18 protein-coding genes are annotated in these 24,562 nt (G+C 67.8%); 9 read left to right on the plus strand and 9 right to left on the minus strand.

The window, feature by feature from the left end; translation table 11 throughout:
• The first annotated feature begins 82 nt into the window (after positions 1–82).
• Complete coding sequence (locus tag ACM0PK_RS10075) at positions 83–1,342, plus strand: threonine/serine exporter family protein (protein ID WP_046428410.1); 1,260 nt, start codon at positions 83–85, stop codon at positions 1,340–1,342.
• 109 nt (positions 1,343–1,451) lie between these two features.
• On the opposite strand, the gene ACM0PK_RS10080 is transcribed toward ACM0PK_RS10075, so the two are convergent.
• The 3 genes from ACM0PK_RS10080 to ACM0PK_RS10090 form a co-directional block, all read right to left on the minus strand.
• Positions 1,452–1,835, minus strand: coding sequence for an H-NS histone family protein (locus ACM0PK_RS10080; RefSeq protein ID WP_005415203.1), 384 nt, complete (start codon positions 1,833–1,835; stop codon positions 1,452–1,454).
• A gap of 221 nt (positions 1,836–2,056) precedes the next feature.
• Positions 2,057–3,760 carry a proline--tRNA ligase gene (locus ACM0PK_RS10085; RefSeq protein ID WP_111200803.1) on the minus strand — a complete coding sequence of 568 codons (1,704 nt, stop codon included), beginning with the start codon at positions 3,758–3,760 and terminating at the stop codon, positions 2,057–2,059.
• A 586-nt stretch (positions 3,761–4,346) separates the two neighbouring features.
• Positions 4,347–4,724: a DUF4124 domain-containing protein gene (locus ACM0PK_RS10090; protein WP_414607526.1), complete on the minus strand. Its 378-nt coding sequence runs from the start codon at positions 4,722–4,724 to the stop codon at positions 4,347–4,349.
• A gap of 80 nt (positions 4,725–4,804) precedes the next feature.
• On the opposite strand from ACM0PK_RS10090, the gene pssA reads away from it, so the two are divergent.
• The 3 genes from pssA to rimI are packed head-to-tail and all read left to right on the plus strand — an operon-like array spanning position 4,805 to position 6,575.
• Positions 4,805–5,581 carry a CDP-diacylglycerol--serine O-phosphatidyltransferase gene (pssA, locus tag ACM0PK_RS10095; protein ID WP_134972900.1) on the plus strand — a complete coding sequence of 259 codons (777 nt, stop codon included), beginning with the start codon at positions 4,805–4,807 and terminating at the stop codon, positions 5,579–5,581.
• A complete protein-coding gene (locus ACM0PK_RS10100; RefSeq protein ID WP_414607525.1) occupies positions 5,578–6,081 on the plus strand; it encodes a hypothetical protein in 504 nt (167 codons plus the stop codon). Before pssA ends, ACM0PK_RS10100 begins: the two co-directional genes overlap by 4 nt.
• Positions 6,078–6,575, plus strand: a complete 498-nt coding sequence (gene rimI, locus ACM0PK_RS10105; RefSeq protein WP_053462112.1) for a ribosomal protein S18-alanine N-acetyltransferase — start codon at positions 6,078–6,080, stop codon at positions 6,573–6,575. Before ACM0PK_RS10100 ends, rimI begins: the two co-directional genes overlap by 4 nt.
• Positions 6,576–6,620: 45 nt before the next feature.
• On the opposite strand, the gene ACM0PK_RS10110 is transcribed toward rimI, so the two are convergent.
• The 4 genes from ACM0PK_RS10110 to ACM0PK_RS10125 all read right to left on the minus strand — a co-directional run bounded on the left by ACM0PK_RS10110 (position 6,621) and on the right by ACM0PK_RS10125 (position 12,463).
• Positions 6,621–7,442, minus strand: a complete 822-nt coding sequence (locus ACM0PK_RS10110; protein ID WP_134972707.1) for an EamA family transporter — start codon at positions 7,440–7,442, stop codon at positions 6,621–6,623.
• A 133-nt stretch (positions 7,443–7,575) separates the two neighbouring features.
• Positions 7,576–10,404, minus strand: coding sequence for a valine--tRNA ligase (locus tag ACM0PK_RS10115; protein ID WP_180885676.1), 2,829 nt, complete (start codon positions 10,402–10,404; stop codon positions 7,576–7,578).
• Between the two features lie 72 nt (positions 10,405–10,476).
• On the minus strand, positions 10,477–10,902 hold the full coding sequence (locus tag ACM0PK_RS10120; RefSeq protein WP_005415211.1) for a DNA polymerase III subunit chi: 426 nt from the start codon (positions 10,900–10,902) through the stop codon (positions 10,477–10,479).
• 82 nt (positions 10,903–10,984) lie between these two features.
• Complete coding sequence (locus ACM0PK_RS10125; protein ID WP_180885670.1) at positions 10,985–12,463, minus strand: leucyl aminopeptidase; 1,479 nt, start codon at positions 12,461–12,463, stop codon at positions 10,985–10,987.
• Positions 12,464–12,567: 104 nt separating this feature from the next.
• Here ACM0PK_RS10125 and lptF point away from each other — a divergent pair, with 104 nt between their 5' ends.
• Positions 12,568–13,650, plus strand: coding sequence for an LPS export ABC transporter permease LptF (gene lptF / locus ACM0PK_RS10130; protein ID WP_180866674.1), 1,083 nt, complete (start codon positions 12,568–12,570; stop codon positions 13,648–13,650).
• On the plus strand, positions 13,647–14,753 hold the full coding sequence (lptG, locus tag ACM0PK_RS10135) for an LPS export ABC transporter permease LptG (protein ID WP_134972845.1): 1,107 nt from the start codon (positions 13,647–13,649) through the stop codon (positions 14,751–14,753). The genes lptF and lptG overlap by 4 nt, the downstream gene beginning before the upstream one ends.
• A gap of 90 nt (positions 14,754–14,843) precedes the next feature.
• On the opposite strand, the gene ACM0PK_RS10140 is transcribed toward lptG, so the two are convergent.
• A complete protein-coding gene (locus ACM0PK_RS10140) occupies positions 14,844–15,335 on the minus strand; it encodes an RDD family protein (RefSeq protein ID WP_072168876.1) in 492 nt (163 codons plus the stop codon).
• 56 nt (positions 15,336–15,391) lie between these two features.
• Between ACM0PK_RS10140 and xerD the strand changes: the two genes are divergently transcribed.
• Together xerD and ACM0PK_RS10150 are read left to right on the plus strand one after the other, a co-directional pair.
• Positions 15,392–16,369: a site-specific tyrosine recombinase XerD gene (gene xerD, locus ACM0PK_RS10145; RefSeq protein WP_414607524.1), complete on the plus strand. Its 978-nt coding sequence runs from the start codon at positions 15,392–15,394 to the stop codon at positions 16,367–16,369.
• A 100-nt stretch (positions 16,370–16,469) separates the two neighbouring features.
• On the plus strand, positions 16,470–17,255 hold the full coding sequence (locus ACM0PK_RS10150; protein WP_088496901.1) for a thioredoxin fold domain-containing protein: 786 nt from the start codon (positions 16,470–16,472) through the stop codon (positions 17,253–17,255).
• 121 nt (positions 17,256–17,376) lie between these two features.
• On the opposite strand, the gene ACM0PK_RS10155 is transcribed toward ACM0PK_RS10150, so the two are convergent.
• Positions 17,377–19,476, minus strand: a complete 2,100-nt coding sequence (locus ACM0PK_RS10155; protein WP_180885668.1) for a glycosyl hydrolase family 18 protein — start codon at positions 19,474–19,476, stop codon at positions 17,377–17,379.
• A gap of 814 nt (positions 19,477–20,290) precedes the next feature.
• On the opposite strand from ACM0PK_RS10155, the gene purL reads away from it, so the two are divergent.
• Positions 20,291–24,175 carry a phosphoribosylformylglycinamidine synthase gene (gene purL / locus ACM0PK_RS10160; RefSeq protein ID WP_235646810.1) on the plus strand — a complete coding sequence of 1,295 codons (3,885 nt, stop codon included), beginning with the start codon at positions 20,291–20,293 and terminating at the stop codon, positions 24,173–24,175.
• Positions 24,176–24,562 lie beyond the last annotated feature (387 nt).

Here is a 24,562-nt window from a genome sequence, read left to right on the forward strand (position 1 = left end):
GCATAACCGTTCTGTATCGGGCTTCGCGTCGAACTTGGATGAATTTCTCCGGCGGGCCCCAGCGTAGGTAATACTACGGCGCATGTCCGCAGATGCTCACACGATCCCCACACCCCAGGCCACCTACGCACAGCGCGTGGCCTTCGTTTCCGAGATCGCCGGACGCCTGCACAGCTATGGCACCACGGCCCAGCGCCTGGAAACGGCGGTGGTTGCCCTGGCCCGCCAGCTCGATCTGGATTGTGAACCGTGGTCGAATCCCACCGGTATCATCCTCAGCTTCAGCGATCCGGCCCAGGCGATCGGCTCCAGCGACATCACCCGCGTGATCCGCCTGGCACCGGGTGAGAACGACCTGCACAAGCTCAGCGTTGCCGACCACATCGCCGAAGAAGTGTCCAACGGGCGGATGAGCATCGCCCAGGGCCACACTGCGCTGCGCCAGCTGGACAAGGATCCGGGCCGACGCGGCAAGCTGCGCACGATCCTGTCGTTCACCCTCGGCGCGGCTGGCGTGGCCGGCATGTGGAAGCTGCCGTGGCTGGACATCGCCACCGCCGGTGTCATCGGCCTGATGATCGGCCTGCTCGGCATGGTCACCGACCGTCGCCCGGCCACCCGCGAAGCCGCCGAGGCGCTGGCCGCGCTGCTGGCCGGCATGGTCGCCACCCTGGTCGCGTCGTTCATTGGTGCGCTCAACCTCAATACGGTGATCATCGCCTCGCTGGTGGTGCTGCTGCCCGGCATGTCGCTGACCAATGCGGTCAATGAGCTGGCCAGCCAGCACTGGGTATCGGGTACCGCGCGCTTTGCCGGCGCGCTGACCACCATCATGAAGCTCAGCGTCGGCGCGATGATCGCGGTGACCCTGGCCGATGTGCTTGGCCTGGATCCGGTGATCCGGGCCGCGCGGCCGCAGGGGCCGTGGGTGGAATGGGGCTCGCTGCTGACCGCCGCATTTGCCTTCGCGATGCTGTTCAAGGCCAATCGCCGCGATTATCCGTGGGTGATTGCCGCCTCGGTGGCCGGTTATGCGATCTCCAAGTTCGGCGGCCACGCCTGGGGCGCACCGGCCGGTATCTTCCTGTCGGCAATGCTGCTGACCGCTGGCGGCAATCTGTTCGGTCGCCTGGTGGGGCGTCCGGGCGCGATCATCCGCCTGCCCGGCATCATCATGATGGTGCCCGGCAGCACCAGCCTGCGCGGTGTGCTGACCCTGGTCCAGCAACAGGATGTCGGCGCCGGCCAGAGCGTGTTCCTCACCGTTCTGAACGTGGTGATGGCGCTGGTGGCGGGCCTGCTGTTCGGCAACCTGCTGATGCCGGCGCGCAAGACCCTGTAGAGCCGAGCCCATGCTCGGCTTTGCATATGGATAGCCGAGCGTGGGCTCGGCTCTACAAACAGGAAACGCCGGCTTTCGCCGGCGTTTTTTATTGCTCCCCGATCCGGCCTCAGGCCTTCTTGATCAGGAAATCTTCCGGCTTCTTGTTGCCCTTGGCGGTCAGTTCAGCCATCCAGCGCGGCTGCTTGCCACGGCCGGTCCAGGTTTCCTTGGGGTTGGCCGGGTTGCGGTACTTCGGGGCAACCTTGCCCAGCTTGCGGCCGGCGGTCTTCGACGGTGCCTTGGCGACCTTGGCCACCTTGCGCGCGCGCGGGGCCGGGGCGTCGCCGAACAGTTCCTCGATGGTGTAGCCCTCGGTCTTGGCCAGCTTGGTCAGCTGGGCGCGCACCTTGGTGATCGGCCGGCGCTTGGCGACGATGGTCTGCTGCTTCTTGGCGGTACGGATCAGGGCGCCCAGCTCGCGTGCTGACAGGCCGGTCAGGTCAATGCTCATTTACGGTTACTCCGGAAACTAATGTGTGGACGGGACAAGCCAGTCCATGGCGTCGGCGGACAGAATAGAGATGAATTAATCACAGCACAAATGCAGGCGGGTCATGGCGTGGCGGCATGCAGACGCTGTCGCGGTGATTTTGACCGGATTATGTCCGCTGCAATATAGGGAAAGGCCGCGCGCCAAAAAAAAAGACCGGGGCAGGCCCCGGTCTTTCCACGTCAGCCCTGCAGTCGCTGCAGCAGGGTGGCCTTGTCCAGGCTCTCCGCCTCGCTGGCGCGGCGCGCGCGGTACTCGTAGGTGCCGGCGGCCAGGCCGCGTTCGCTGACCACCACGCGGTGCGGGATGCCGATCAGTTCCATGTCGGCGAACATCGCGCCCGGGCGCAGGCCGCGATCGTCGAGCGCGGCGTCCAGGCCGGCGTCGCGCAGCTCCTGCAGCAGGTTGGCTGCAGCGTCGGCCACGGCGGCATCGCCCTTCGGGTTGATCACGCACACCACGACCTGCCACGGCGCCATCGCGTCCGGCCAGATGATGCCGGCATCGTCATGGTTCTGTTCGATCGCGGCAGCCACCACGCGCGAGATACCGATACCGTAGCAGCCCATCGCCATCACCGCCGCCTTGCCGTTTTCATCCAGCACGGTGGCATCCAGCGCTTCGGCGTACTTGCGGCCGAGCTGGAACACGTGGCCGACTTCGATGCCACGGGCGATCTTCAGTTCACCGCCGTCCACAGCACGATCACCGGCACGCACGTTGCGGATGTCGGCCACTTCCGGTTCCGGCAGGTCGCGGCCCCAGTTGACGCCTGCCAGGTGGAAACCGGCCTCGTTGGCGCCGACGACGAAGTCGGCCATTGCCGCCACTTCGCGATCGGCGACCACGCGGATGGCCTTGGCCGGCGCGACCGGGCCGAGGAAGCCTGGCACGCTGCCCAGGTACTCGGCGATTTCCGCCTCGCTGGCGAAGCGCTGCTCGTCCAGCCCGGCCACCTTGGCCAGCTTGATCTCGTTGACCTCATGGTCGCCACGCACCAGCACCAGCACGAACTGCTGTGCCTCGCCTTCGCCGGCGATCAGTGCCACCGACTTCACCGTGCGCTGCAGGTCGATGCCGAGCAGGGCCGCGACGTCCTCGCAGGTCTTCTGGGTGGGCGTATCCACCTTGCGCATTGTTTCGGTGGCGGCCGCACGCGGTGCCGGATCGGCAGCGATCGCCGCCTCCATGTTGGCCGCGTAGTCCGAACCGGTGGAGAACACCAGGGCGTCTTCGCCGGAATCGGCGATCACGTGGAACTCCTGCGAAGCATCGCCACCGATCGCGCCGGAGTCCGCCTGCACCATGCGGAAGTCCAGGCCGAGGCGGGTGAAGATGCGGCTGTAGGCCGACTTCATGTTCTCGTACTCGCGTACCAGGCACTCATCGTGCAGGTGGAACGAATAGGCGTCCTTCATCAGGAACTCGCGCGCGCGCATCACGCCGAAGCGCGGGCGGATCTCGTCGCGGAACTTGGTCTGAATCTGGTAGAAGTTCACCGGCAGCTGCTTGTAGCTGGACAGCTCGCTGCGCGCGAAGTCGCAGGCGGCTTCTTCGGCGGTCGGGCTGTAGCAGAACACCTGGTCCTTGCGGTCCTTGATCTTCAGCAGCTGCGGGCCGAACTTCTGCCAGCGGCCGGTCTGCTCCCACAGTTCCTTCGGCTGGATGGTCGGGATCTGGAATTCCACCGCGCCGGCCCGGTCCATTTCCTCGCGAACAATGCGCTCGACCTTGCGCAGCACGCGCAGGCCCAGCGGCGACCAGGTGTACAGGCCCGATGCCAGCTTGCGGATCATGCCCGCGCGCAGCATCAGCCGATGGCTGGTCAGCTCGGCGTCGCTGGGGGTTTCCTTGGTGGTGTGCAGGTGGAACTGGGAGAGGCGCATCGTCGGCTTCGGATAACGGCAGAGACGCCTATTCTGCCAGCCCGGCCGGGGGGAGGGGTATCGGCAGGGCCGCGCCCTGCACCCGCCGTAGTGCCGGCCGCTGGCCGGCAACCTCAGAAGCAACAGCCGAAGCAACAGCGGGTTTCCCGTGGGATGGCGGGGTGGGTCCGGTTGCGGGAGACGCCGTAAACCCATCCATGGGGGCTTGGCCGCGGCATCCATGCCGCGGACACTCCCGCAACCGGACCCACCCCGCCTTCGACAGTTTCCTGCGAGCTGTCGGAATGGCTCCCGGGGTCAGATCCGTTTTCCGCAGGAAAACGGATCTGACCCCGGATTCAATTCGAGATCCGACAGATTTTATCCACGCATGGCGTGGATCTACTGGCCACCGGAAATCTGTCGGGGGTGGGCGGTGTCGGATTGCGGGGTGTCAGCCGCATGGATGCGGCTGCCAAGCCTACATGGACGTACTTGCGGCGTCCCCGCAATCCGACACCGCCCCGCCATTCCACGGAATGCCCGCTTTTGACGTTGCCGTTGCTTGCAGCCTCGGCAGGTGCAGGGCGCAGCCCTGCCGACCCCCTTAACCCGCCGGTGGGCAGTAGGCCTTGATGGCGGCCTCCGCCAATCCCTTCTGCGCGCTGCGCTGTTCCGCAGTCAACGCGGTATCGGCCTTGCCATCACCATCGGTGTCCTGCATCACCTGGCCACCGCCGTCCAGCAGGGCCAGGTTGGCCCGGGCCGTGCTGCACTGCTCGGGAACCGGCGCGGCCGGGGTCTCGGTGCTGGCCGCGGCCTGCGGGGTGCGGGCCTGCTCGCGGGTCTCGTACTTCTTGCCCGCCGGTGGGGTCTCCGAGTACTGCGTCACGCCATGGGCGTCCTTCCATTTGTACACGGGACCGGCCACGGCGTTGGCACTGGCCAACAGCAGCAGGCATCCAAGGCAGGACAGGGCACGCATGGCAAACTCCACGGAATGGGCGTAGAACGCCGATTGCAGCATTGGCGCCGAGCACTGGCAAGTCGATTAAACTGGATTCCATGGACCCGATCACACCGCCGCCGCGCTCGCGCACGATTTACCTGTTGCCCAACCTGTTCACCACCGCCGGCCTGTTCTCCGGTTTCTACGCGATCATCGCCGCGGCCAACGGGGATTTCGTCAATGCCAGCATCGCCGTGTTCGTGGCGGCGGTGATGGATGGCCTGGACGGGCGCGTGGCGCGCCTGACCGGTACCAGCAGCGAATTCGGCGTGCAGTACGACTCGCTGGCCGACCTGGTCAGCTTCGGCATGGCCCCGGCGCTGGTGATGTACCACTGGTCGCTGTCGTGGCTGAAGTTCGATGATCCGCTGCTCGGCCGCGTCGGCTGGGCCGTGGCCTTCCTGTATGCGGCCTGCGCGGCGCTGCGCCTGGCCCGCTTCAACACGCAGGTGGCGGTGGTCGACAAGCGCTGGTTCGTCGGCCTGGCCAGCCCGGCCGCAGCGGGCCTGATGATGTCCTTCGTCTGGGCGTTTGCCGACGGCAACCTGGGCTGGGACGGCAACCAGCTGCGCTATGTGGCGCTGGCGGTGACGATCATCGCTGCGCTGCTGATGGTCAGCCGTATCCGTTTCTGGAGCTTCAAGGGCGGCGATGCCAAGGGCACCCGTTCGGATCGCGTGCCGTTCCTGGTGTTGGCACTGGTGCCGGTCGCCATTGCCATTGCGGTCATCGACCTGCCGCGCGTGCTGTTCGCGGTCGGCATCCTGTACGCCTTGTCCGGCCCGGTGATGTGGGCCGTGCAGCGCCTGCGCAAGAAGCCCGAGGCCGCGTGAGCCAGGACCTGCCCGTGCTGTGGTCACCGGCCCAGCAGGCCTGGCTGCAGGCCATGGGCTATACCGTCTATCACGACGGCCAGCTGGCCGCCGAGCTGGATGCCGCATTGCAGTTGAGCGTGGCCGAAGCCGAAGCCAGTGTTGCCCCGCCGGAGCCGGTGCGGGCCGCTGTGCCGCCGCGCGACGCCCACGCCGCGCCCGCGACCGCAGTACGCGCGGAACGCCCGGCACCGCCGCGCCGCGAAACGCCGGTCAGTGCCCCGGATACCGTGCCGGCGGCTGAGCGCCCGCTGCCCAGCGGCAACGCACGCCAGCCGGCGGTACGCCTGCCCGATCGCCTGCAGATCGCACTGCTGCGCGCCTCCGGCTGCAACCCGAACGACCCGGCCACCCAGATGCTGATGGACAGCTGGCCGCTGGACCAGCTGCGCCGCGACCCGGCCGCCAAGCGTGCGCTGTGGCCGCAGCTGCGTGCCCTGCGCAAGCGGGGCACGCCGTGAGCGCGGTAACCCGGCCCGGCCCGGTCAGCCTGCGTGCGCTGCGCGAGAGTGACCTCAATGCCGTGATGGCGATCGAGCTGCGGGGCTATCCGTTTCCCTGGACCCGCGGCATCTTCATCGACTGCCTGCGCGCCGGTTATCCCGGCCTGGCGATGGAGCGTGATGGCCTGCTGGTCGGCTATGGAGTGCTCAGCATCGCCGCGGATGAAGCGCACGTGCTCAACATCTGCATCGATCCGCTGGCGCAGTCGCGCGGGCTGGGCCGCCAGCTGCTGCGCGCGCTGGTGCGGCTGGCCGCCGATCGCGGCGCACAGCGCGTGTTCCTGGAAGTGCGCCCATCCAATACGCCGGCACTGGCGCTGTACCACAGCGAAGGCTTCAACGAGATCGGCCGCCGCCCGCGCTACTACCCGGCTGCACAGGGCCGCGAGGATGCGGTGGTGATGGCCATCGAGCTGGTCGACGGCGACCTGCAGGCGATGCCGCCGCTGTGACGCAGACGGGTTGCCGGCCAGCGGCCGGCACTACCAACGCGCCCATCACGCCAGCCGCAACGCCAGCACGCCACCGATGATGAGCGACGCCGCCAGCCAGCGCGCGCGGGGTATCCGTTCGCGCAGCAGGAACACCGAGATCAGCAGCGCGAACAGGATCGAGGATTCGCGCAGCGCCGAAATCATTGCCACCGGCGCCTGGGTCATGGCCCACAATGCCATCGCATAGGAGGCGGTGGTGCCGACGCCGCCGGCCAGCCCCAGCGGCCAATGCTGCCGTGCATAGTCCAGCACCGCGCTGCCGCGCGTGTACACCGCCCACAGCGGCAGCGGGATGCCCGACAGCAGGAACAACCACAACGTGTAGCTGAGCGCGTTGCCGGACTGGCGTGCGCCGTGCGCGTCGACCAGCGTGTAGGTGGCGATCATCGCTGCGGTCAGCAGCGGCAGTCGCAGCTGGCCGCCCCGTGCACCCAGCGCCATGCACAGGATGCCGGTGCTTACCAGCACCACCCCGAGCCAGGCTGCCACCGGCAGCGTCTCACCCAGCAGCGCGCCCGCCAGTGCGACCAGGATCGGCGCGCAGCCACGCATCAGCGGATAGGCCAGGCTCATGTCGACCTGCTGGTAACAGCGCGCGACCAATCCGTAGTAGGTCACCTGCAGCAGCACCGACGCGGCCAGCCAGGGCCAGCTGTGCGCGGCCGGGAACGGCAGCAGGGGCAGCGCAGCGGCGGACAGCAGCGCTGCGCTTCCGGTGACCAGCACCGTGCCGAGGAACTTGTCCGGCCCGCGCTTGACGATCGCATTCCAGCTGGCATGCAGTGCCGCAGCGGCGAGAACCAGCAGGAAGATCGAAAGAGGCATCCGGCGATGATGCCATGCGGGGGAAATGGAAACGCCGGGCATTGCCCGGCGTTTCCCATTCCGCTTGGTTGGGTGCCAACCTCTCCCGCCATGGTAGGTGCCAACCTTGGTTGGCACGCACCAGAGCGCGGCGTTACAGCTTCGCGCGCTGTTCGCGCAGGCCGGCCAGCTGGGTGTTCCAGTCGGCCAGGCGCACGCGCTCCTGCTCGACCACGGCCGGCGGCACCTTGTCGGTGAACCTGGCCAGCTTGGTCTCGCTCTTTTCCTGCTCGCCTTCTACGCGCTTGATCTCCTTGTCCAGGCGCGCGCGCTCGGCATCGAGATCGACCAGGCCCTCCAGCGGCACCAGCAGCTTCAGCTCGCCCACGATCGCGGCGGCCGCCGGCGGTGCGCTTTCGCCTTCGGCCAGCCACTGGATGCTGTCCAGCTTCAGCAGGAACGACAGCGAAGCGCTGAAGCGTTCGATACGCACGCGGTCCTGTTCCAGGCCGGCCTGCAGGCGCAGCGGCACCAGCTTGGACGGCGCGACGTTCAGCTCACTGCGCACGCGACGCACCGCGCTGATCACCGCCTTCAGCCATTCCACGTCGGCCTCGGCCTGGGCGAAATCGCCTTCGAACTCGGCGGCGGTCGGGTAGGGGCGCAGCGACAGCGTGGTTTCGGCCAGGCCCAGGCGCGGGGCCAGCTGCTGCCACAGCTGTTCGGTGATGAACGGCGTCAGCGGGTGCAGCAGGCGCAGCAGTGCTTCCAGCACGTACAGCAGGGTGTGGCGGGTGCTTTCGGCATCGGCGGCGTCGTCACCGTTCAGGGCCGGCTTGCTCAGTTCCAGGAACCAGTCGCAGAACGCGTTCCACGCAAACTCGTACAGGCACTGCGCCAGCAGGTCGAAGCGGTAGGCGGCGAAATGCCCCTGTGCCTCGGCGGTGGTGGCGGCCAGGCGCGCGAGGATCCAGCGCTCGGCATCGGTGCGCGGCTTGGGCACGCCGGTGAACGCAGCGCCCTCGGTGTTCATCAGGGCGAAGCGGCTGGCGTTCCACAGCTTGTTGCAGAAGTTCTTGTAGCCCTCGGCGCGGTTCATGTCGAACTTGATGTCGCGGCCGTGGGTGGCCAGCGCGGCGATGGTGAAGCGCAGCGCGTCGGCACCATGGGCGGCGATGCCGTCCGGGAATTCCTTGCGGGTGGCCTTCTCGATCTTCTCGACCATCTTCGGCTGCATCAGGCCGCCGGTGCGCTTGGCAACCAGATCGTCGATGGTGATGCCGTCGATGATGTCCAGCGGGTCGAGCACGTTGCCCTTGCTCTTGGACATCTTCTGGCCCTGGCCGTCGCGGATCAGGCCGGTGAAGTAGACATCCTTGAACGGGATCTTCCCGACCAGGTTGTCGGTGGCCATGATCATGCGCGCCACCCAGAAGAAGATGATGTCGAAGCCGGTGATCAGCACCGACGACGGCAGGTAGCGGTCGAAGCCACGCTCGGCCATGGCCTGCTCGTTCGGCCAGCCCAGGGTGGAGAACGGCCACAGCTGCGAGGAGAACCAGGTCTCCAGCACGTCGCTTTCCTGGTTCAGCACCACGTCGCTGCGCAGGTTGTGCTTGGCGCGCACTTCCTCTTCGCTGCGACCGACGTAGCAGTTGCCGGTGGCGGCATCGAACCACGCCGGGATGCGGTGGCCCCACCACAGCTGGCGGCTGATGCACCAGTCCTGGATGTTGTTCATCCAGTGGCGGTAGGTGTTGATCCAGTTCGGCGGCACGAAGGAAATGCTTCCGTCCTCGACCAGTTCCAGGCCACGCTTGGCCAGGTCGTCCATCTTCACGAACCACTGGTCGGTCAGGTACGGCTCGATCACCTGGCCGGTACGGTCGCCGCGCGGCACCTGCAGCTTGTGCGCCTTGGTCTCGACCAGGATGCCCAGGTCTTCCAGTTCGGCCAGCACCGCCTTGCGCGCTTCATAGCGGTCCAGGCCCTGGAAGCGTTCCGGCGCATTCTCGTTCAGCGCCGCCACCGGGGTGAACAGGTTGATCATCGGCAGGCTGTGGCGCACGCCGACTTCATAGTCGTTGAAATCGTGCGCCGGGGTGACCTTGACCACGCCGGTGCCGAACGCGCGGTCCACGTAGTCGTCGGCGATCACCGGCACGCGGCGGCCGGTCAGCGGCAGCACCACGCTCTTGCCGATCAGGTGCGCGTAACGCTCGTCTTCCGGGTGCACCATCACCGCGGTATCGCCCAGCAGGGTTTCCGGGCGGGTGGTGGCGACGACCAGGTAGTCGCGGGTTTCGCGCAGGGTTTCCACGCCGTCGGCATCGCGCTCGACGTGCTCGTAGCTCAGGCCTTCGTCCAGCGTGTAGGCGATCGACCACAGGAAGCCGTCTTCCTCGGCGCTCTCCACTTCCAGGTCGGAAATGGCGGTCTTCAGCACCGGGTCCCAGTTCACCAGGCGCTGGCCGCGGTAGATCAGGCCCTGCTCGTACCAGCGCACGAAGGCTTCATTGACTGCCGCCGACGGCTGCGGGTCCATGGTGAAGGTGCTGCGCGACCAGTCGGCGGAGGTGCCAAGGCGACGCATCTGGCGTTCGATGGTGTCGCCGGACTGCTGCTTCCACTCCCAGACCTTGCCGATGAAGCCCTCGCGGCCCAGCGAATCGCGGGTCTCGCCCTTGCCTTCCAGCGCCAGGTTGCGGCTGACCACCATTTCGGTGGCGATGCCGGCGTGGTCGGTACCGACCTGCCACAGCGTGTCGTAGCCGCGCATGCGGTGGTAGCGCACCAGCGCGTCCATCAGGGTCTGCTGGAAGGCGTGGCCCATGTGCAGGGTGCCGGTCACGTTCGGCGGCGGCAGCAGGATGGTGTACGGCTCGCCCGTGCCGGACGGTTTGAAGTGGCCGGCCTTCTCCCAGGCCTCGTAGAGGTCGGTCTCGAAGGACGTCGGGTCGTAGCTGGAGGCGAGTTGGGTCATGCGGGGGAACCAGGAGGTAATCGTTGAAGGATCAGGGCGCGGCGCCGGCCCATCAAGGGGGCCGGGGCGCGCTTACATGTCGTGCTTGTTCAGGTCGTAACCGGCGGCCTTGTACTGGCGCCAGCGCTCGCGCAGCGGTTCGCGCGCTTCCGGATCGGCCGGCACCACTTCCAGCACGCGCTCGCACTGGCCCAGCCAGGGCTCGTCGCGCAGGTTGATCACCAGCGGACGCGCCGGTGCCTCGGTGCCGGGTACCGCGATCAGTACCAGGGCCTCTTCCTCGTCCATGTCTTCGCCGGCGATCTGGTGCGGGATGTAGGCGTCGTTGTCGAACGCCCACAGCAGCTCGTCCAGCTCCTCGGCCTGGGCCTGGTCGCGGGCCAGCACCAGGGTGAACAACCCGGCGTCGTTGGCCTTGCGCGCCAGCTCGCAGACCAGGCGCAGCGGCTCGGTCAGGAAGCGGGGCTTGGCGATCAGGTAGAAGTCGGCGCGGGGCATGGCAGGGTCCGGGTCAGGCAGGGGCCCGGCAGTGCCGGGCGAGGCCCCGGCCGGCGTCTGCCGGCCAGGGTCGGGTACGGCATCAGGCGCGGGCGACCTGGTCCAGCAGCCACTGGCTCAGCAGGCCGACCGGGCGGCCGGTGGCCATGCCACGCTTGCCTTCATCGCTGGCCACGCCGGCGATGTCCAGGTGGGCCCAGCGCTGGCCTTCGGTGAAGCGCGACAGGAAGCAGCCGGCGGTGATCGCGCCAGCCCAGCGGCCACCGATGTTGTAGACGTCGGCGAAGGTCGAATCCAGCATCGGCTGGTACTCGTCCCACAGCGGCAGGCGCCAGGCGCGGTCGAACACATGCTCGCCGGCGGCCAGCAGTTCATTGGCCAGGTCGTCGTGCTTGCTCATCAGGCCGGCGGTCTGGTGGCCGAGGGCGACCATGCAGGCACCGGTCAGGGTGGCGACGTCGACCAGCGCGGCCGGCTCGAAGCGCTGCGCGTAGGTCAGCGCGTCACACAGGATCAGGCGGCCTTCGGCGTCGGTGTTGCCGACTTCGATGGTCTTGCCCGACATCGAGGTGATCACGTCGGACGGACGGTAGGCATTGCCATCGATGGCGTTCTCCACCGCCGGCACCACCACCACCAGGTTCAGCGGCAGCTTGGCCTTGACCGCAGCGACGAAGGTGCCGATGACGTTGGCGCCACCGCACATGTCGTACTTCATTTCCTCGATGCCGCCCTGGGTCTTCAGGTTGACGCCACCGGTATCGAAGGTGATGCCCTTGCCGACCAGCACGTACGGCTTCGCATCACCGCCATTGTTCCACTTCAGCACGACCAGGCGCGGGCGGTTGGCCGAGCCACGGGCCACGGCCAGCAGCGAGCCCATGCCCAGCGCTTCCATCTGGTGCTCGTCGAGGATCTCGGCTTCGGCACCGTCGTGCTCGCCGGCGAACTTCACGCCCACGTCGGCCAGATAGGCCGGGGTGCAGTAGTTGGGCGGCAGGTTGCCCAGCTCGCGGGCGAACTCGACACCGGCGGCGATGGCCTGGCCCTGAGCCAGCGCCTGCGCGTCGTCACCGGCGATGGCCAGCTGGGTCAGACCGGCGTCGTCGGCCTTCTTCTTGCCCAGGGTGGCGGTGTAGCGGTAGGCGGCGTGATCGGCGGCGATCACCGCCTGACGGATCGCCCAGGCCGCGTCGCGGTCCTTCACCGCCACTTCGGACAGGGTGAACAGTGCGCTGCGGGCAGCACCGGCCTTCAGCGCGCGCACGGCGTCGCCCACGGCCTTCAGGTACTGCGGCACGCCGAAACGGGCGGCTTCACCGAGGCCGACCACCAGCACGCGCGGGGCGGTCACGCCCGGCAGGTCGTGCAGCAAGGTGGTTGCGCCGGTCTTGCCGGACAGGTCGCCACGCTCGGCCAAGGCCGCCAGGCGGCCACCGCTGGCGGCATCCAGGGCCTGCGCGGCCGGGGTCAGGGTATGGTCGGCATACGCGCCGACCACCAGGCAATCAACGGTGGCGGCGGCCGGAGCAACGTGGTTCAGGGTGAATTCGAGGGCCATTGAGCAGATTCCATTGGCGAGTCCGTACAATCGCAGGCCGTTTACGCCCAGACAGTAGACTGGGCGGCACCGCGAACGAACCCCAGAGTTTAAACCACCGCCCCATGCTGAAGCTCGACCGATACCTGCTGGGCGATTTCGTCCAGAGTTTCCTGGCTACCCTGATCGTCCTGCTGGTGGTCAGCGTGGGCGGCGTGCTGGTGGACATCCTCGGCAACATCGCCGACGGACGCCTGCCGGCCAAGCTGCTGTTCTCCCAGCTGGGCCTGCAGTTCATCGCCTACCTGCCGCTGATCCTGCCGCTGGCATTGATGCTGGGCCTGCTGCTGGCCGTGGCGCGGCTGTACCGCGACTCGGAAATGGCGGTCATCACCGCCATTGGTGTTGGCCCCAAGCGACTGCTGCGACCGCTGCTGATGCTGGTGGTGCCGGTGGTGCTGCTGGTCGGCGCCTGCTCGCTGTGGCTGGGCCCGTGGGCAGGCCGGGTGGCCGAGCAGATGATCATCGAGGCCAACCGCAGCGTGCTGATGGCCGGCCTGGAGCCGGGCCGGTTCACGCCGCTGCCCAATGGCGGCGTGGTCTACCTGTCCTCGATCTCGCCTGACGGCACCGAGCTGGGCAAGGTGTTCCTGCAGCGGCAGAAGGACGACCGCCTGGAAGTGGTGTCGGCCAACAGTGGCCGCATGTACTTCGAGGGCACCCGCCAGCGTTTCCTGGAGCTGGATGATGGCCACCAGGTGGAAGGCCCGGTGGCCGCTGGGCTGGATTACCGGCTGGCGACCTTCGCCCGCAACGACGTGGCCCTGCCCGATGGCGCACAGACCCGCACCGAGGACGACCCGGAACTGATGCCGACCCTGCAGCTGATCGGTGATGCACGGCCGCAGGCACAGGCGCAGCTGCATCGCCGGCTGGCACCGCCGCTGATCGCGCTGGCGTTCGCCCTGCTGACCGTGCCGCTGGGCCGCAGCTCGCCGCGCCAGCAGCGCTACGGGCGCATGATGCTGGCCCTGCTGGCCTACATGGTGGGCACCAACCTGACCTTCATCGGCGCCGGCTGGATCGCCGACGGCAGGATTCCCGGCGCGCTGGGCCTGTGGTGGCTGACCCTGCCGCTGCTGGCGTTCGCCATCTGGATGTACGCGCGCGATGGCCGCCTGGCCCGCCCGAAGGGAGGCCGCGCATGAAGCTGCGCCCGATGCGTTTCGATTTCTACCTGGGTCGTGCGGTGTTCACCACCGTGCTGCTCACCTGGGCGGTGTTGACCGGCCTGGACGTGGTGATGGCCTTCTCCGGTGAGTTCAAGGACATCGGCAAGAACGGCTATTCGCTGGGCCATGCTGCGGCGTGGGTGCTGTACACCGTGCCCCGCCGTGCCTACACCTTCTTCCCCACCGCCGCGGTGATCGGCGCGCTGATGGGCCTGGGCCAGCTGGCCGCGACCTCGGAGCTGACCGCGCTGCGCGCGCTGGGCCTGTCGCGCAAGCGCCTGAGCGTGTCGGTGGCGATTGCGCTGTCGCTGCTGACCGCAGTGATGGTGCTCAGCGCCGAGACGCTGGGCCCGTGGGGCCAGGACCGTGCCGATGCGCTGAAATCCAGCGCCAAATGGGGGCGGGATATTGCCACTACCCGTTACTCGGGGCTGTGGGCACGCGAAGGCGACACCTTCCTCAATGCGCAGAGCGGCGAGGAGCAGCTGGTGGGCGACAAGGGCACGCGGCTGATCCTGCGTGATGTGCGCCTGTACCGGGTCGCCGAAGACGGCAAGATCGCCTCGTTGACCCACGCCGCCACCGCCGAGCACGACAAGGACGGCTGGGTGTTGACCGGCGTGCGCCGCGACACCTTTGGCGAGCGCTCGGCAACCCGTCAGGAAGTGGCACGTGAGCCCTGGAACTCGAAGTTGGACCCGGCCGCGCTGGCGACCGGTATCGCCAAGCCGCGCAACCTCAGCGTGTCCGAGCTGAGCACCAGCATTGCCTACCGCGAACGCAACGGGCTGGACGCGCGCGATTTCGAGGATGTGTACTGGAGCCGCTGGTTCTATCCGGTGAACGTGCTGGCCCTGTGCCTGGCGGCGGTGCCGTTCGCGTTCGGATCGCTGCGCAGCGGCGGCATGGGCAAGCGCCTGTTCCTGGGCATCCTGTTCGCATTGGGCTTCTGGCTGCTGCAGCTGTTCTTCGGCCGCATGGCCGGCGCGCTGAAATTCGATTACCGCATCGCCTATGCGCTGCCGCCGATCGTGATGCTGGCTGTGTCCGGACTGCTGTTCCGGCGCAAGTCGGGCTGATTCTGATTGTTGTAGAGCCGAGCCTGTGCTCGGCTGTCACGTACAGTGCGGAAAGCAGCCGAGCACGGGCTCGGCTCTACAGACAGCGCCTTACCGTTTCGGCATCCGCACCAGGCGGGTACCGCTGGCGCGGTCGTGCCAGGTCAGGCGTTGGCGGTCGACCCACGCCCACCAGAATCCCAGTCCGCCCAGCAGCAGGGACAGCGTGCCTACCGCAAAGCGCAGCCACAACTGCCCGCGCCGCAACGGCGTGCCATCGATTGATTGCACTTTCAGCCGCCACGGGCGCATGCCCAGGGTCTGTCCGCCACGGCGCCAGCTGGCCGTGGCGTACCACCCCGTGACCGCCCAGCACACCGCCCACAGCAGCCACTGCCAGGCGCTGAACGGCGCGATGTTCTCGCGCTGTGCGTGGCCGCTGAAGGTGTAGGCGAGGGTGAACAGCGTGCCGGCCAGCATCCAGAGCGCCAGCACCGGCAGTGCGTCGTAGACCATCGCCAGCACGCGCCACAGCAGCAATGCGCGCGGGTGGAGCATTTCGGTGGCGGCCGCAGGGGCCGTGTCGGTGGCAGGGCGGGACATGCGCCGAGCATACGCAAAGCTGGCCGTGCCCGCAGTGGCCCTCGTATCCTGCACGCATGGCTCTTGTTTCCACCCCCGCCGAACGCCGCCAGCTGGTCCAGCAACTGCCCGAGCTTCGCGCCGACGACAGCGTGCGCATCCAGCGCTTCCTCGATGCGATCTGGGCCGAGAACGGCCTGGCCCGCGCCACCCTCGACAGCTACCGGCGTGACCTCGAAGGGTTGGCGCGCTGGATGGATGGACGCGACGGTGGCCTGGCCGGCATCGAGCGTCCCGGATTGTTCGAGTATCTGGCCTGGCGCACCCGGCATGGCTGGTCGCCGCGCAGCAATGCGCGCCTGCTGTCGGCGTTGCGGGCGTTCTTCGCCGATGGCGTGCGGCGCGGCGAACGCAGCGAGGACCCGAGTGCGCTGCTGGATCCGCCGAAGCTGCCACGATTGCTGCCCAAGGCGCTGGCCGAGAGCCAGATCGACGCGCTGTTGGCAGCACCGGATGTCGACAGCCCACTGGGCCTGCGCGATCGCGCCATGCTGGAACTGATGTATGCCGCCGGCCTGCGCGTGAGCGAGCTGGTGTTGCTGCCGGCCACGGCGGTCAACCTTCGCCAGGGCGTGCTGCGGGTCACCGGCAAGGGCAGCAAGGAACGGCTGGTGCCGCTGGGCGAGGAATCCCAGCACTGGCTGGAGCGTTACCTGCAGCAGTCGCGCCCGCAGCTGGTCGGCAAGGGCAAGGTGCATGCCCTGGCGGATGGGCAGGCCCCGTTGTTCGTCGAACCGACGCTGCATGCGCTGACCCGGCAGGCGTTCTGGCATCTGGTCAAGCGCCACGCACAGGTGGCCGGCATCGACCCGGCGCGGATCAGCCCGCATGGCCTGCGGCACAGCTTCGCCACCCATCTGCTCAACCGCGGTGCCGACCTGCGCGCGCTGCAGATGCTGCTCGGCCACAGTTCATTGTCGACTACCCAGATCTATACCCTGGTCGCGCGCGAGCACCTGCAGAAGCTGCACGCCCGCCACCATCCGCGTGGCTGAGCGCCGGGCTGAATCGCTGCCCGGGGCGCTGCCGGCCGTCGCCGCCCGGTCGCGGTGGCTGTGTCAGAATCCGGGGTCTTCTTCTGTCGCGGACCGCTCCATGCTCCGATTTGCCATCGCCGCCGTGTTCGGTGCGCTCAGCCTGACCGCCTGCGCCCAGCCGGCTCCACCGGCCGCCAAGGCACCCGCCGCCGCTGCGGCCAAGGCCAGTCCGGCCGCGAATGCGCCCGCCGACCAGGCGGTACGCGCCGCACTGACCGCGTTGAACCCCGGTTTCCAGGTGGACTACATTGGCGCCGCGCCTTTCCCCGGCTTCCGCGAGGTCGTCGTTTCAGGCCAGCTTCTGTATGTGTCCGATGACGGCCGCTATCTGTTCCAGTCTCAGCCCTACGACACCCGCGCCAAGGGCCCGGCCAACAGCGAAGGCCTGCTCGGCTATCGCCGCGGCCTGCTGGCCAAGGCCAACCACGGCGATCGCATCGTGTTCGCCGCGCCGAACGCCAAGTACACCATCAGCGTGTTCACCGACATCGAGTGTGGTTACTGCCGCAAGCTGCACCAGGACATCGCCGAGCTCAACCGCAACGGCATCACCGTCGAGTACCTGGCGTTCCCGCGCATGGGTCTGGGCAGCAAGGACTACACCGACATGATTTCGGTCTGGTGTGCAGCGGATCGTCGCCAGGCGCTGACCAACGCCAAGCGCGGCGGCAACGTTCCCGCCAAGAACTGCACCAATCCGGTGGCGATGCAGTACGCGCTGGGCCAGCAGCTGGGCGTGAATGGTACGCCGGCGATCTTCGCGCCGGACGGCACCCAGCTGGGGGGCTACCTGCCGCCGGCACAGTTGCGCGCGGCGTTGGAAAAGCTGTCGGCCAAGCGCTGATCGCCGTTGACCTTTTCCTGTAGCGCCGAGCCCATGCTCGGCTGCGCAACCATCAGCCGAGCATGGGCTCGGCGCCACAGATCAGAGGCCGGGGGCGCAAAATGCGCCCCCGGCTTTTGCCTTATTTCAGGCCATCACTGACCGCCTTGGTCAGCGTGCCCTGCGCATCGTCACCGCTGAACTCCCAGACGAACGCGCCGCCCAGGCCCTGGGTCTTCACGTAACCCATCTTGCGGGTGATGTTGGCCGGGGTGTCGAAGCTCCACAGCGTGCTGCCGTTGTAGATCCAGGTGGCGCCGGCGGTGTTGTCGGTGTAGCCCGGCCACGCCAGGTTCTTCAGCACCTTCCAGTCCTCGATGCCGGCTTCATATGTGCCCGGGGCGGCACCGCTGGCGGTCTGGTACAGGCCGTTGTTGGCATTGGCCACGCCGGTCCAGCCACGCCCGTAGTAGCCGATGCCCAGGTTGAGCTTGGCGGCGGGCACGCCACGGCTGATGAAGGCCTCGATGGCGTCGTTGCTGTTGTACAGCTTCTGGTCGCCGGTGGACGGATCATTCGGCGAATCGAACAGCGCCGACTGGTGATTGGTCCTCGCATCCCACGCGCCGTGGAAGTCGTAGGTCATCACGTTGATGTAGTCCAGGTACGGGTGGTACGCCGCCGGATCGGTGACGCGGATCTTGTCGATGCCGGCACCCACCGCCACCGTCAGCAACAGGCCCGGACGCACCGCATCGAGCTGGCGGCGGAACTCGGCCATCAGCGCGGTGAAGTTGGCGTTGTCTTCCGGCTTGCCGCATTCGATGCCGCAGGCCACCGGGTATTCCCAGTCGATGTCGATGCCGTCGAACACGCCCAGCGCCGCACCGGCGCCGCCGGCACCGTCGGTCACCGGCAGGTTGCCCTTGATGTACGCGTCGATGCACGAGGCAACGAAGGCCTGACGGTTTTCCGGGCGCGCCGCGCTGGAGAAGCCGCGCGACCAGGTCCAGCCACCCAGCGAGATCAGTACCTTCAGGTTCGGGTACTTGGCCTTGAGCTGCTTGAGCTGGTTCCAGTTGCCGCGCAACGGCTGGTCCCAGGTATCGGCGCTGCCGCTGACACTCTCGGCGGCACTGAAGGCCTTGGTGTAGTCGGCGAAGGCATCGCCACCGGCACCGCTGTTCGGGTCCGACGGCTGGGTGATGCCGACTTCGCAGCGGTTGTTGCGCACGTTGCCGAATGCGTAGTTGATGTGGGTCAGGCGCGCCGCCGAGCCGCTGCTGTCGATGTTCTTGACCCGGTAGTTGCGGCCGTAGATGCCCCACTGGGTGAAGTAACCGATGACCCGCTTGCCGGTGGTGCCGCCGTCGCCGGCCAGCGTGGTGGCGCTGATCTCGGTGCCCTGCGCCGATGCGTTGCCGGCGTTGTCGCGCGCCCGCACGCGGTAACGGTAGGTGGTCGACGCGGTCAGCCCGCCGTCGACATAGCTGGCACTGGACGGCGAACCGACCAGGCTGCCGTTGCGGTACACGTCATAGCCGGCCAGGCCACTGCCACCGGTGTTGTCGGTGGAAGGACTCCAGCTGAGCGCGATGCTGTTGGCGGTGCGGGTGCCGGCCGCCAACCCGCCGGGTACGCTCGGTGCGGTGGTATCGCCACTGGCGGCGTTGACGGTGATGGTGATCGTCGCGGTGCTGGCGGTGGCGTTGTTGTTGTCGGTGGCGACCGCGCGCAGGGTGTGGCTGCCGGCGCTGGCATTGGCCCAGCTGGCCGCATACGGCGCACTGGTGGCCACGCCGAGCGTGCTGCCGTCGCGGAAGAATTCGACCTTGGCGACGCTGCCGTCCGGATCGCTGGCGGTGGCGGTCACGTTGACCGTGCTGCCGGCGCTGAAGGTGGCGCCGTTGGCCGGCGAGGTCAGGCTGACCACCGGCGGCTGGTTGGTGCCGGTGCCATCGCAGGCACCGAGGTTGGTGTAGTAGGGCGCACCGGCCGGATGGTCCGGCGGCGCGTTCCAGATGTCCTGGTTCGCCCGATAGAGGACGCCTCCTTTCTGCAGGGTATCGCCGGCCCGGTAGATCTTGGCCTGGTCCCACTGGGCCACGCCGGCACAGCTGGCGGCCTGCGCCAGGCCGGGCAGGGCGGCGCTGCCGGCGGCCAGGGCAAGCAGCCAGGCCAAGTGGCGGGGACGACAGCTTCGGGTCGAACGTTCGGCACTGCGCACAATCGGGTCGTACATGGGTGAGTCTCCGATCAAAGGGCGCGCGGGCCCCGATGGCGCCGCGCGTGACGCAGGTCCGGGCATCGCCCGGGAAGGCGACGGAGGGGCCGGACGGAGGCACCTGGGAGGCCGGGGAGAGAGTCCGGCACCAGGTGGGGACAACGTTGTCATCAATTGCGTGGTCAATCCGTGAGCAAGCGCATGGTTCGAGGATTTGGGCGGAAAGCGGCGCTGGCGCGCGGTCGGCGGCCAGCGGCGGGGCCCCCTCGTGGCTGGGGCTTTCCGCGAAAAGCAGATTTCTGGGGTTGGCCGGGCGGGTGGGCTGCGCAGGGGACGCCGTGAATACGTCCCTGTAGGCTCGGGCGCGCCATCCATGGCGCTTACGCCCCTGCGCAGCCCACCCGCCCGGCCACGGACAGGTTCCTGCGCGGCCAGCCACGAAAGACAGAACAAAAAATCAAAAGCAGAAGCCGGTCGCTTCGCTCTTCAATGCCTGACTTCTGACATTTTCCTGGTTGCCGGTCAGCGGCCGGCACTACCGGGGAGCATCCACGCATGGCGGCAGATCGCGGAAATCTGTCGGGGGCGGGGTGGTGGGGGCCAGCAGGACCGTTGGCGCCATGGATGGCGCCATTGAGCCCCCATGGACGGGTTTACGGCGTGTCCTGCTGGCCCCCACCGCCCCGCCATCCCATGTGAACCCCGCTTTTGCTTGGGCCGTTGCTGTTGCCGTTGCCCTGGCCTCGGCAGGTGCCGGGCGCCGCCCGGCCAAAGCCCTCCCCCCGCTTCCGGTACAATGTCGGGCCCGTTTCCCAACTACGGTTCCCCGGACATGATGGTCCTCGAGGGCGCGCCCGCCCTGTCGCCGTTCCGCCGCGAACGTCTTGAATCCCGCCTGCAGTCCATCGCTCCCTCCCTGCGCATCAGCGGTGCCTGGCACGTCTACTTCGTGCAGCCCGAAGGCAGCGCCGCCCCCGACCTGATCACGCTGTGCCGCATCCTCGAAGCGGCGCCGCAGGCCGAAGCCGTGGCCGAAGGCGCAGTCAGCCGCATCGTGGTGCCGCGCCTGGGCACGCTGTCGCCCTGGTCGAGCAAGGCCACCGAACTGGTCCGCGGTGCCGGCCAGCCGGTCAGCCGGGTCGAGCGTGGCCTGCGTATCGACGTGCAGGGCTGGCCGGCAGATGCTGACGCCCAGCAGGCGCTGGTCAAGGCGCTGCACGACCCGATGACGCAGTCGGTGCTGGAGACCGTGGAGCAGGGCCAGGCGCTGTTCTCGGCGCCGGCCCGTGGCGAGCTGGAACGCGTGCCGGTGGACCAGCTGGAGGCCGCCAACCAGCGCCTCGGCCTGGCCATGGCCCAGGACGAGATCGACTACCTGCGTGAACGCTTCACCGCGCTGGGCCGCTCGCCGTCGGATGTGGAACTGATGATGTTCGCGCAGGCCAATTCCGAGCACTGCCGCCACAAGATCTTCAACGCCAGCTGGACCATCGATGGCCAGGAACAGGACCGCTCGCTGTTCCGGATGATCAAGAACACCCACCAGCAGACCCCGCAGCACACGCTCAGCGCGTACAGCGACAACGCTGCAGTGATCGAAGGCCATCCGGCGTCGCGCTACCGTCCCGATCCGGCCAGTGGCGAATACCGCCGCGAAGCGCAGGTGCCCAGTGCCTTCCAGATCAAGGTGGAAACCCACAACCACCCGACCGCGATCGCACCGTTCCCGGGCGCTTCGACCGGCGCGGGTGGCGAGATCCGCGACGAAGGCGCGACCGGCCGTGGCGGCAAGCCCAAGGCAGGCCTGACCGGCTTCTCGGTCTCGCACCTGCGCATTCCGGAATTGCCGCAGCCGTGGGAGGCGCCGCGCGCGCTGAACCCGCGCATGGCACCGGCGCTGGAAATCATGACCGACGGCCCGCTCGGCGGCGCCGCGTTCAACAACGAGTTCGGCCGCCCGAACCTGCTCGGCTACTTCCGCAGCTTCGAGCTGCCGGAAGGCGCCGACCTGGTGCGCGCCTACGACAAGCCGATCATGCTGGCCGGTGGCCTCGGTGCGATCGATCGCGTGCAGGTCGACAAGATCCCGCTGCAGGCCGGTGATGCGGTGATCGTGCTGGGTGGCCCGGCGATGCTGATCGGCCTGGGCGGCGGTGCGGCCAGTTCGGTGGCCTCCGGTGAAAGCGCCGAGGACCTGGACTTCGCCAGTGTGCAGCGCGACAACCCGGAAATGGAGCGCCGCTGCCAGGAGGTCATCGACCGCTGCGTGGCGATGGGCGCCAACAACCCGATCAAGTTCTTCCACGACGTCGGCGCCGGTGGCCTGTCCAACGCCATCCCCGAACTGCTGCACGACTCGAACGTCGGTGGTGTCATCGACCTGGGCAAGGTGCCCACCGATGATCCGTCGCTGTCACCGATGCAGCTGTGGTGCAACGAGTCGCAGGAACGCTACGTGCTGGGCGTGGCCCAGGAGCGCCTGGCCGAGTTCGCCGCGCTGTGCGCCCGCGAACGCTGCCCCTTCGCGGCCGTCGGCGTGGCCACCGCTGAAGAGCATCTGGTGGTGGCCTACGGCGCCGTGCCGGGCCACACCCCGGCCGATGCACCGATCGACCTGCCGATGGACGTGCTGTTCGGCAAGCCGCCGAAGATGCACCGCGATACCGCGCACCCGCCGGCACCGCGCTGGCCGGCGCTGAAGACCGGTGGCCTGGACCTGCAGGAAGCCGGCCTGCGCGTGCTCGCGCACCCGACCGTGGCCTCGAAGAACTTCCTGGTCACCATCGGTGATCGCAGCGTTGGCGGCCTGACCGCGCGCGAACAGATGGTCGGTCCGTGGCAGCTGCCGGTGGCCGACGTGGCGATCACCCTGGCCGACTTCGATGGCGTGGCTGGCGAAGCGATGTCGATCGGCGAGCGCACCCCGCTGGCCCTGCTCGATGCCGCTGCTTCGGCACGCATGGCGGTGGGCGAAGCGCTGACCAACCTGTGCGCGGCCCCGGTCGATGCGCTGGATGAGATCAAGCTGTCGGCGAACTGGATGGCTGCGGCCGGTCACCCCGGCGAAGACGCGCTGCTGTACGACGCGGTGAAGGCGGTGGGCATGGAACTGTGCCCGCAGCTGGACATCAGCATCCCGGTGGGCAAGGACTCGCTGTCGATGCAGGCGCAGTGGCACGACCAGGGCGAAGCGCACAAGAGCGTGTCGCCGGTATCGCTGGTGATCTCGGCGTTCGCGCCGGTCGCCGACGTGCGCCAGCAGTTGACCCCGCTGCTCGACCGGGAGGTGGACAGCGAGCTGTGGCTGATCGGCCTCGGTGCCGGCAAGCAGCGCCTGGGGGGTTCGATCCTGGCCCAGGTGCATGCCGACCACGGCGACCTGCCGGCCTTCGCCGGTGCCGCCCCGGACCTGGACGATCCGCAGCGCCTGCGGGGTTTCTTCGAACTGATCCGCGATGCACGCCAGTCCGGCCTGCTGCTGGCGTATCACGACCGCAGCGACGGCGGTGCTTTCGCCGCCCTGTGCGAAATGGCCTTCACCTCGCGCCTGGGCCTGGATATCGCCCTCGATGCCTGGGGTGATGATCCGTTCCGCAGCCTGTTCAACGAAGAACTGGGCGCGGTGGTGCAGATCGCGCGCGAAGACCGTGCCGCGTTTGCCGACCTGGTTGAACGCCATGCATTGACCGAATGCGCGCAGCGCATCGCCAAGCCAACCACCGCACCGGTGGTGCGCGTGTCGCTGGGCGGCGAGAACCTGGCCGAGTGGCGCTGGGAGGCCTTGTTCGACGCTTGGTGGTCGGTCACCCACGCGATGCAGAAGCGCCGCGACAACCCGGCCAACGCCGATGCCGAGCGCGAGGTCGCGCGTGCCTTCAACGCACCGGGCCTGAAGCCGAAGCTCAGCTTCGACCTCAACGAAGACGTGGCCGCACCGTTCATCAGCACCGGTGCGCGTCCGCGCGTGGCGGTGCTGCGCGAGCAGGGCGTCAACGGCCAGATCGAAATGGCCAACGCCTTCGAGCGTGCCGGCTTCCGTGCCTTCGATGTGCACATGAGCGACCTGATTGAAGGCCGCGTGGCCCTGCAGGATTTCACCGGCCTGGTGGCCTGTGGTGGCTTCAGCTATGGCGACGTGCTCGGTGCCGGCCGTGGCTGGGCCACCTCGATCCTGGAGCGCAGCGCACTGCGTGATGCCTTCGCCGCGTTCTTCGCGCGCGAAGACAGCTTCGCGCTGGGCGTATGCAACGGCTGCCAGATGATGAGCCAGCTGAAGAACATCATTCCGGGTGCCGAGCACTGGCCGCAGTTCCGCCGCAATGCCAGCGAGCAGTTCGAAGCCCGTACCGCGCTGCTGGAAGTGGTGGAATCGCCGTCGATCCTGCTGCGTGGCATGGCCGGCTCGCGCCTGCCGGTGGCGGTGGCGCATGGTGAGGGCCAGGCCGTGTTCGACAATGCCGTCGACCAGGCTGCTGCACGTGTCTCGCTGCGCTACATCGATGGCAATGGCAAGGTGGCCAGCCAGTACCCGCTGAACCCGAACGGTTCGCCGGACGGCATCACCGGCCTGACCAGCAGCGACGGCCGCGTCACCATCATGATGCCGCACCCGGAACGTACCCCGCGCGCGCTCAACCTGAGCTGGGCACCGGCGGAATGGCAGGGTGATTCGCCGTGGATGCGCATGTTCCGCAACGCGCGGGTATGGTGCGGCTGATCGCGTCGTTCCGCGCAGGGCGCAATGCCACCGCGTATGGAAAAACCCGCCGCTTCGTCGGCGGGTTTTTCTTTGTACGCGTGAAACCCTTGTCGCGCCCGCTAGTTACATCGGTTTTCATGCGCCAGCGGTCCGTCACGTGTACCTAACAAAATACTTTTATAAACACGCGAAATGGTGAACTGCTTCACGGCAATAGCATTTGTCGTGTCAAAGTCTTGACGATCTGCAAAGTTGCCGTTAACACTTGAACCCCGTTTCAGAACCATTCATTCCGCAGTAACCGCTCGGCGTACGCGCTCGGTTTTCTGTCGCTGCGCGCCGTTCGGCAATACCCCGCAGTAAATCACGCGAAAAAACGCCCCCAGGGGACGTTGGGCCAGAAGG

The organism is Stenotrophomonas sp. FR010, assembly GCF_047520755.2.
Lineage (GTDB): Bacteria > Pseudomonadota > Gammaproteobacteria > Xanthomonadales > Xanthomonadaceae > Stenotrophomonas > Stenotrophomonas sepilia.

What these genes read in the sequence shown, in the direction of transcription:
- lptG (WP_134972845.1), top strand. Translation starts at nt 13,647, where the DNA reads ATGAAGCTGCGCCCGATGCGTTTCGATTTCTACCTGGGTCGTGCGGTG.
- lptF (WP_180866674.1), top strand. Translation starts at nt 12,568, where the DNA reads ATGCTGAAGCTCGACCGATACCTGCTGGGCGATTTCGTCCAGAGTTTC.
- ACM0PK_RS10120 (WP_005415211.1), bottom strand. Translation starts at nt 10,902, where the DNA reads ATGCCCCGCGCCGACTTCTACCTGATCGCCAAGCCCCGCTTCCTGACC.
- ACM0PK_RS10110 (WP_134972707.1), bottom strand. Translation starts at nt 7,442, where the DNA reads ATGCCTCTTTCGATCTTCCTGCTGGTTCTCGCCGCTGCGGCACTGCAT.
- ACM0PK_RS10155 (WP_180885668.1), bottom strand. Translation starts at nt 19,476, where the DNA reads ATGTACGACCCGATTGTGCGCAGTGCCGAACGTTCGACCCGAAGCTGT.
- ACM0PK_RS10140 (WP_072168876.1), bottom strand. Translation starts at nt 15,335, where the DNA reads ATGTCCCGCCCTGCCACCGACACGGCCCCTGCGGCCGCCACCGAAATG.
- ACM0PK_RS10150 (WP_088496901.1), top strand. Translation starts at nt 16,470, where the DNA reads ATGCTCCGATTTGCCATCGCCGCCGTGTTCGGTGCGCTCAGCCTGACC.
- ACM0PK_RS10080 (WP_005415203.1), bottom strand. Translation starts at nt 1,835, where the DNA reads ATGAGCATTGACCTGACCGGCCTGTCAGCACGCGAGCTGGGCGCCCTG.
- ACM0PK_RS10075 (WP_046428410.1), top strand. Translation starts at nt 83, where the DNA reads ATGTCCGCAGATGCTCACACGATCCCCACACCCCAGGCCACCTACGCA.
- xerD (WP_414607524.1), top strand. Translation starts at nt 15,392, where the DNA reads ATGGCTCTTGTTTCCACCCCCGCCGAACGCCGCCAGCTGGTCCAGCAA.
- ACM0PK_RS10115 (WP_180885676.1), bottom strand. Translation starts at nt 10,404, where the DNA reads ATGACCCAACTCGCCTCCAGCTACGACCCGACGTCCTTCGAGACCGAC.
- purL (WP_235646810.1), top strand. Translation starts at nt 20,291, where the DNA reads ATGATGGTCCTCGAGGGCGCGCCCGCCCTGTCGCCGTTCCGCCGCGAA.
- pssA (WP_134972900.1), top strand. Translation starts at nt 4,805, where the DNA reads ATGGACCCGATCACACCGCCGCCGCGCTCGCGCACGATTTACCTGTTG.
- ACM0PK_RS10090 (WP_414607526.1), bottom strand. Translation starts at nt 4,724, where the DNA reads ATGCGTGCCCTGTCCTGCCTTGGATGCCTGCTGCTGTTGGCCAGTGCC.
- ACM0PK_RS10125 (WP_180885670.1), bottom strand. Translation starts at nt 12,463, where the DNA reads ATGGCCCTCGAATTCACCCTGAACCACGTTGCTCCGGCCGCCGCCACC.
- ACM0PK_RS10085 (WP_111200803.1), bottom strand. Translation starts at nt 3,760, where the DNA reads ATGCGCCTCTCCCAGTTCCACCTGCACACCACCAAGGAAACCCCCAGC.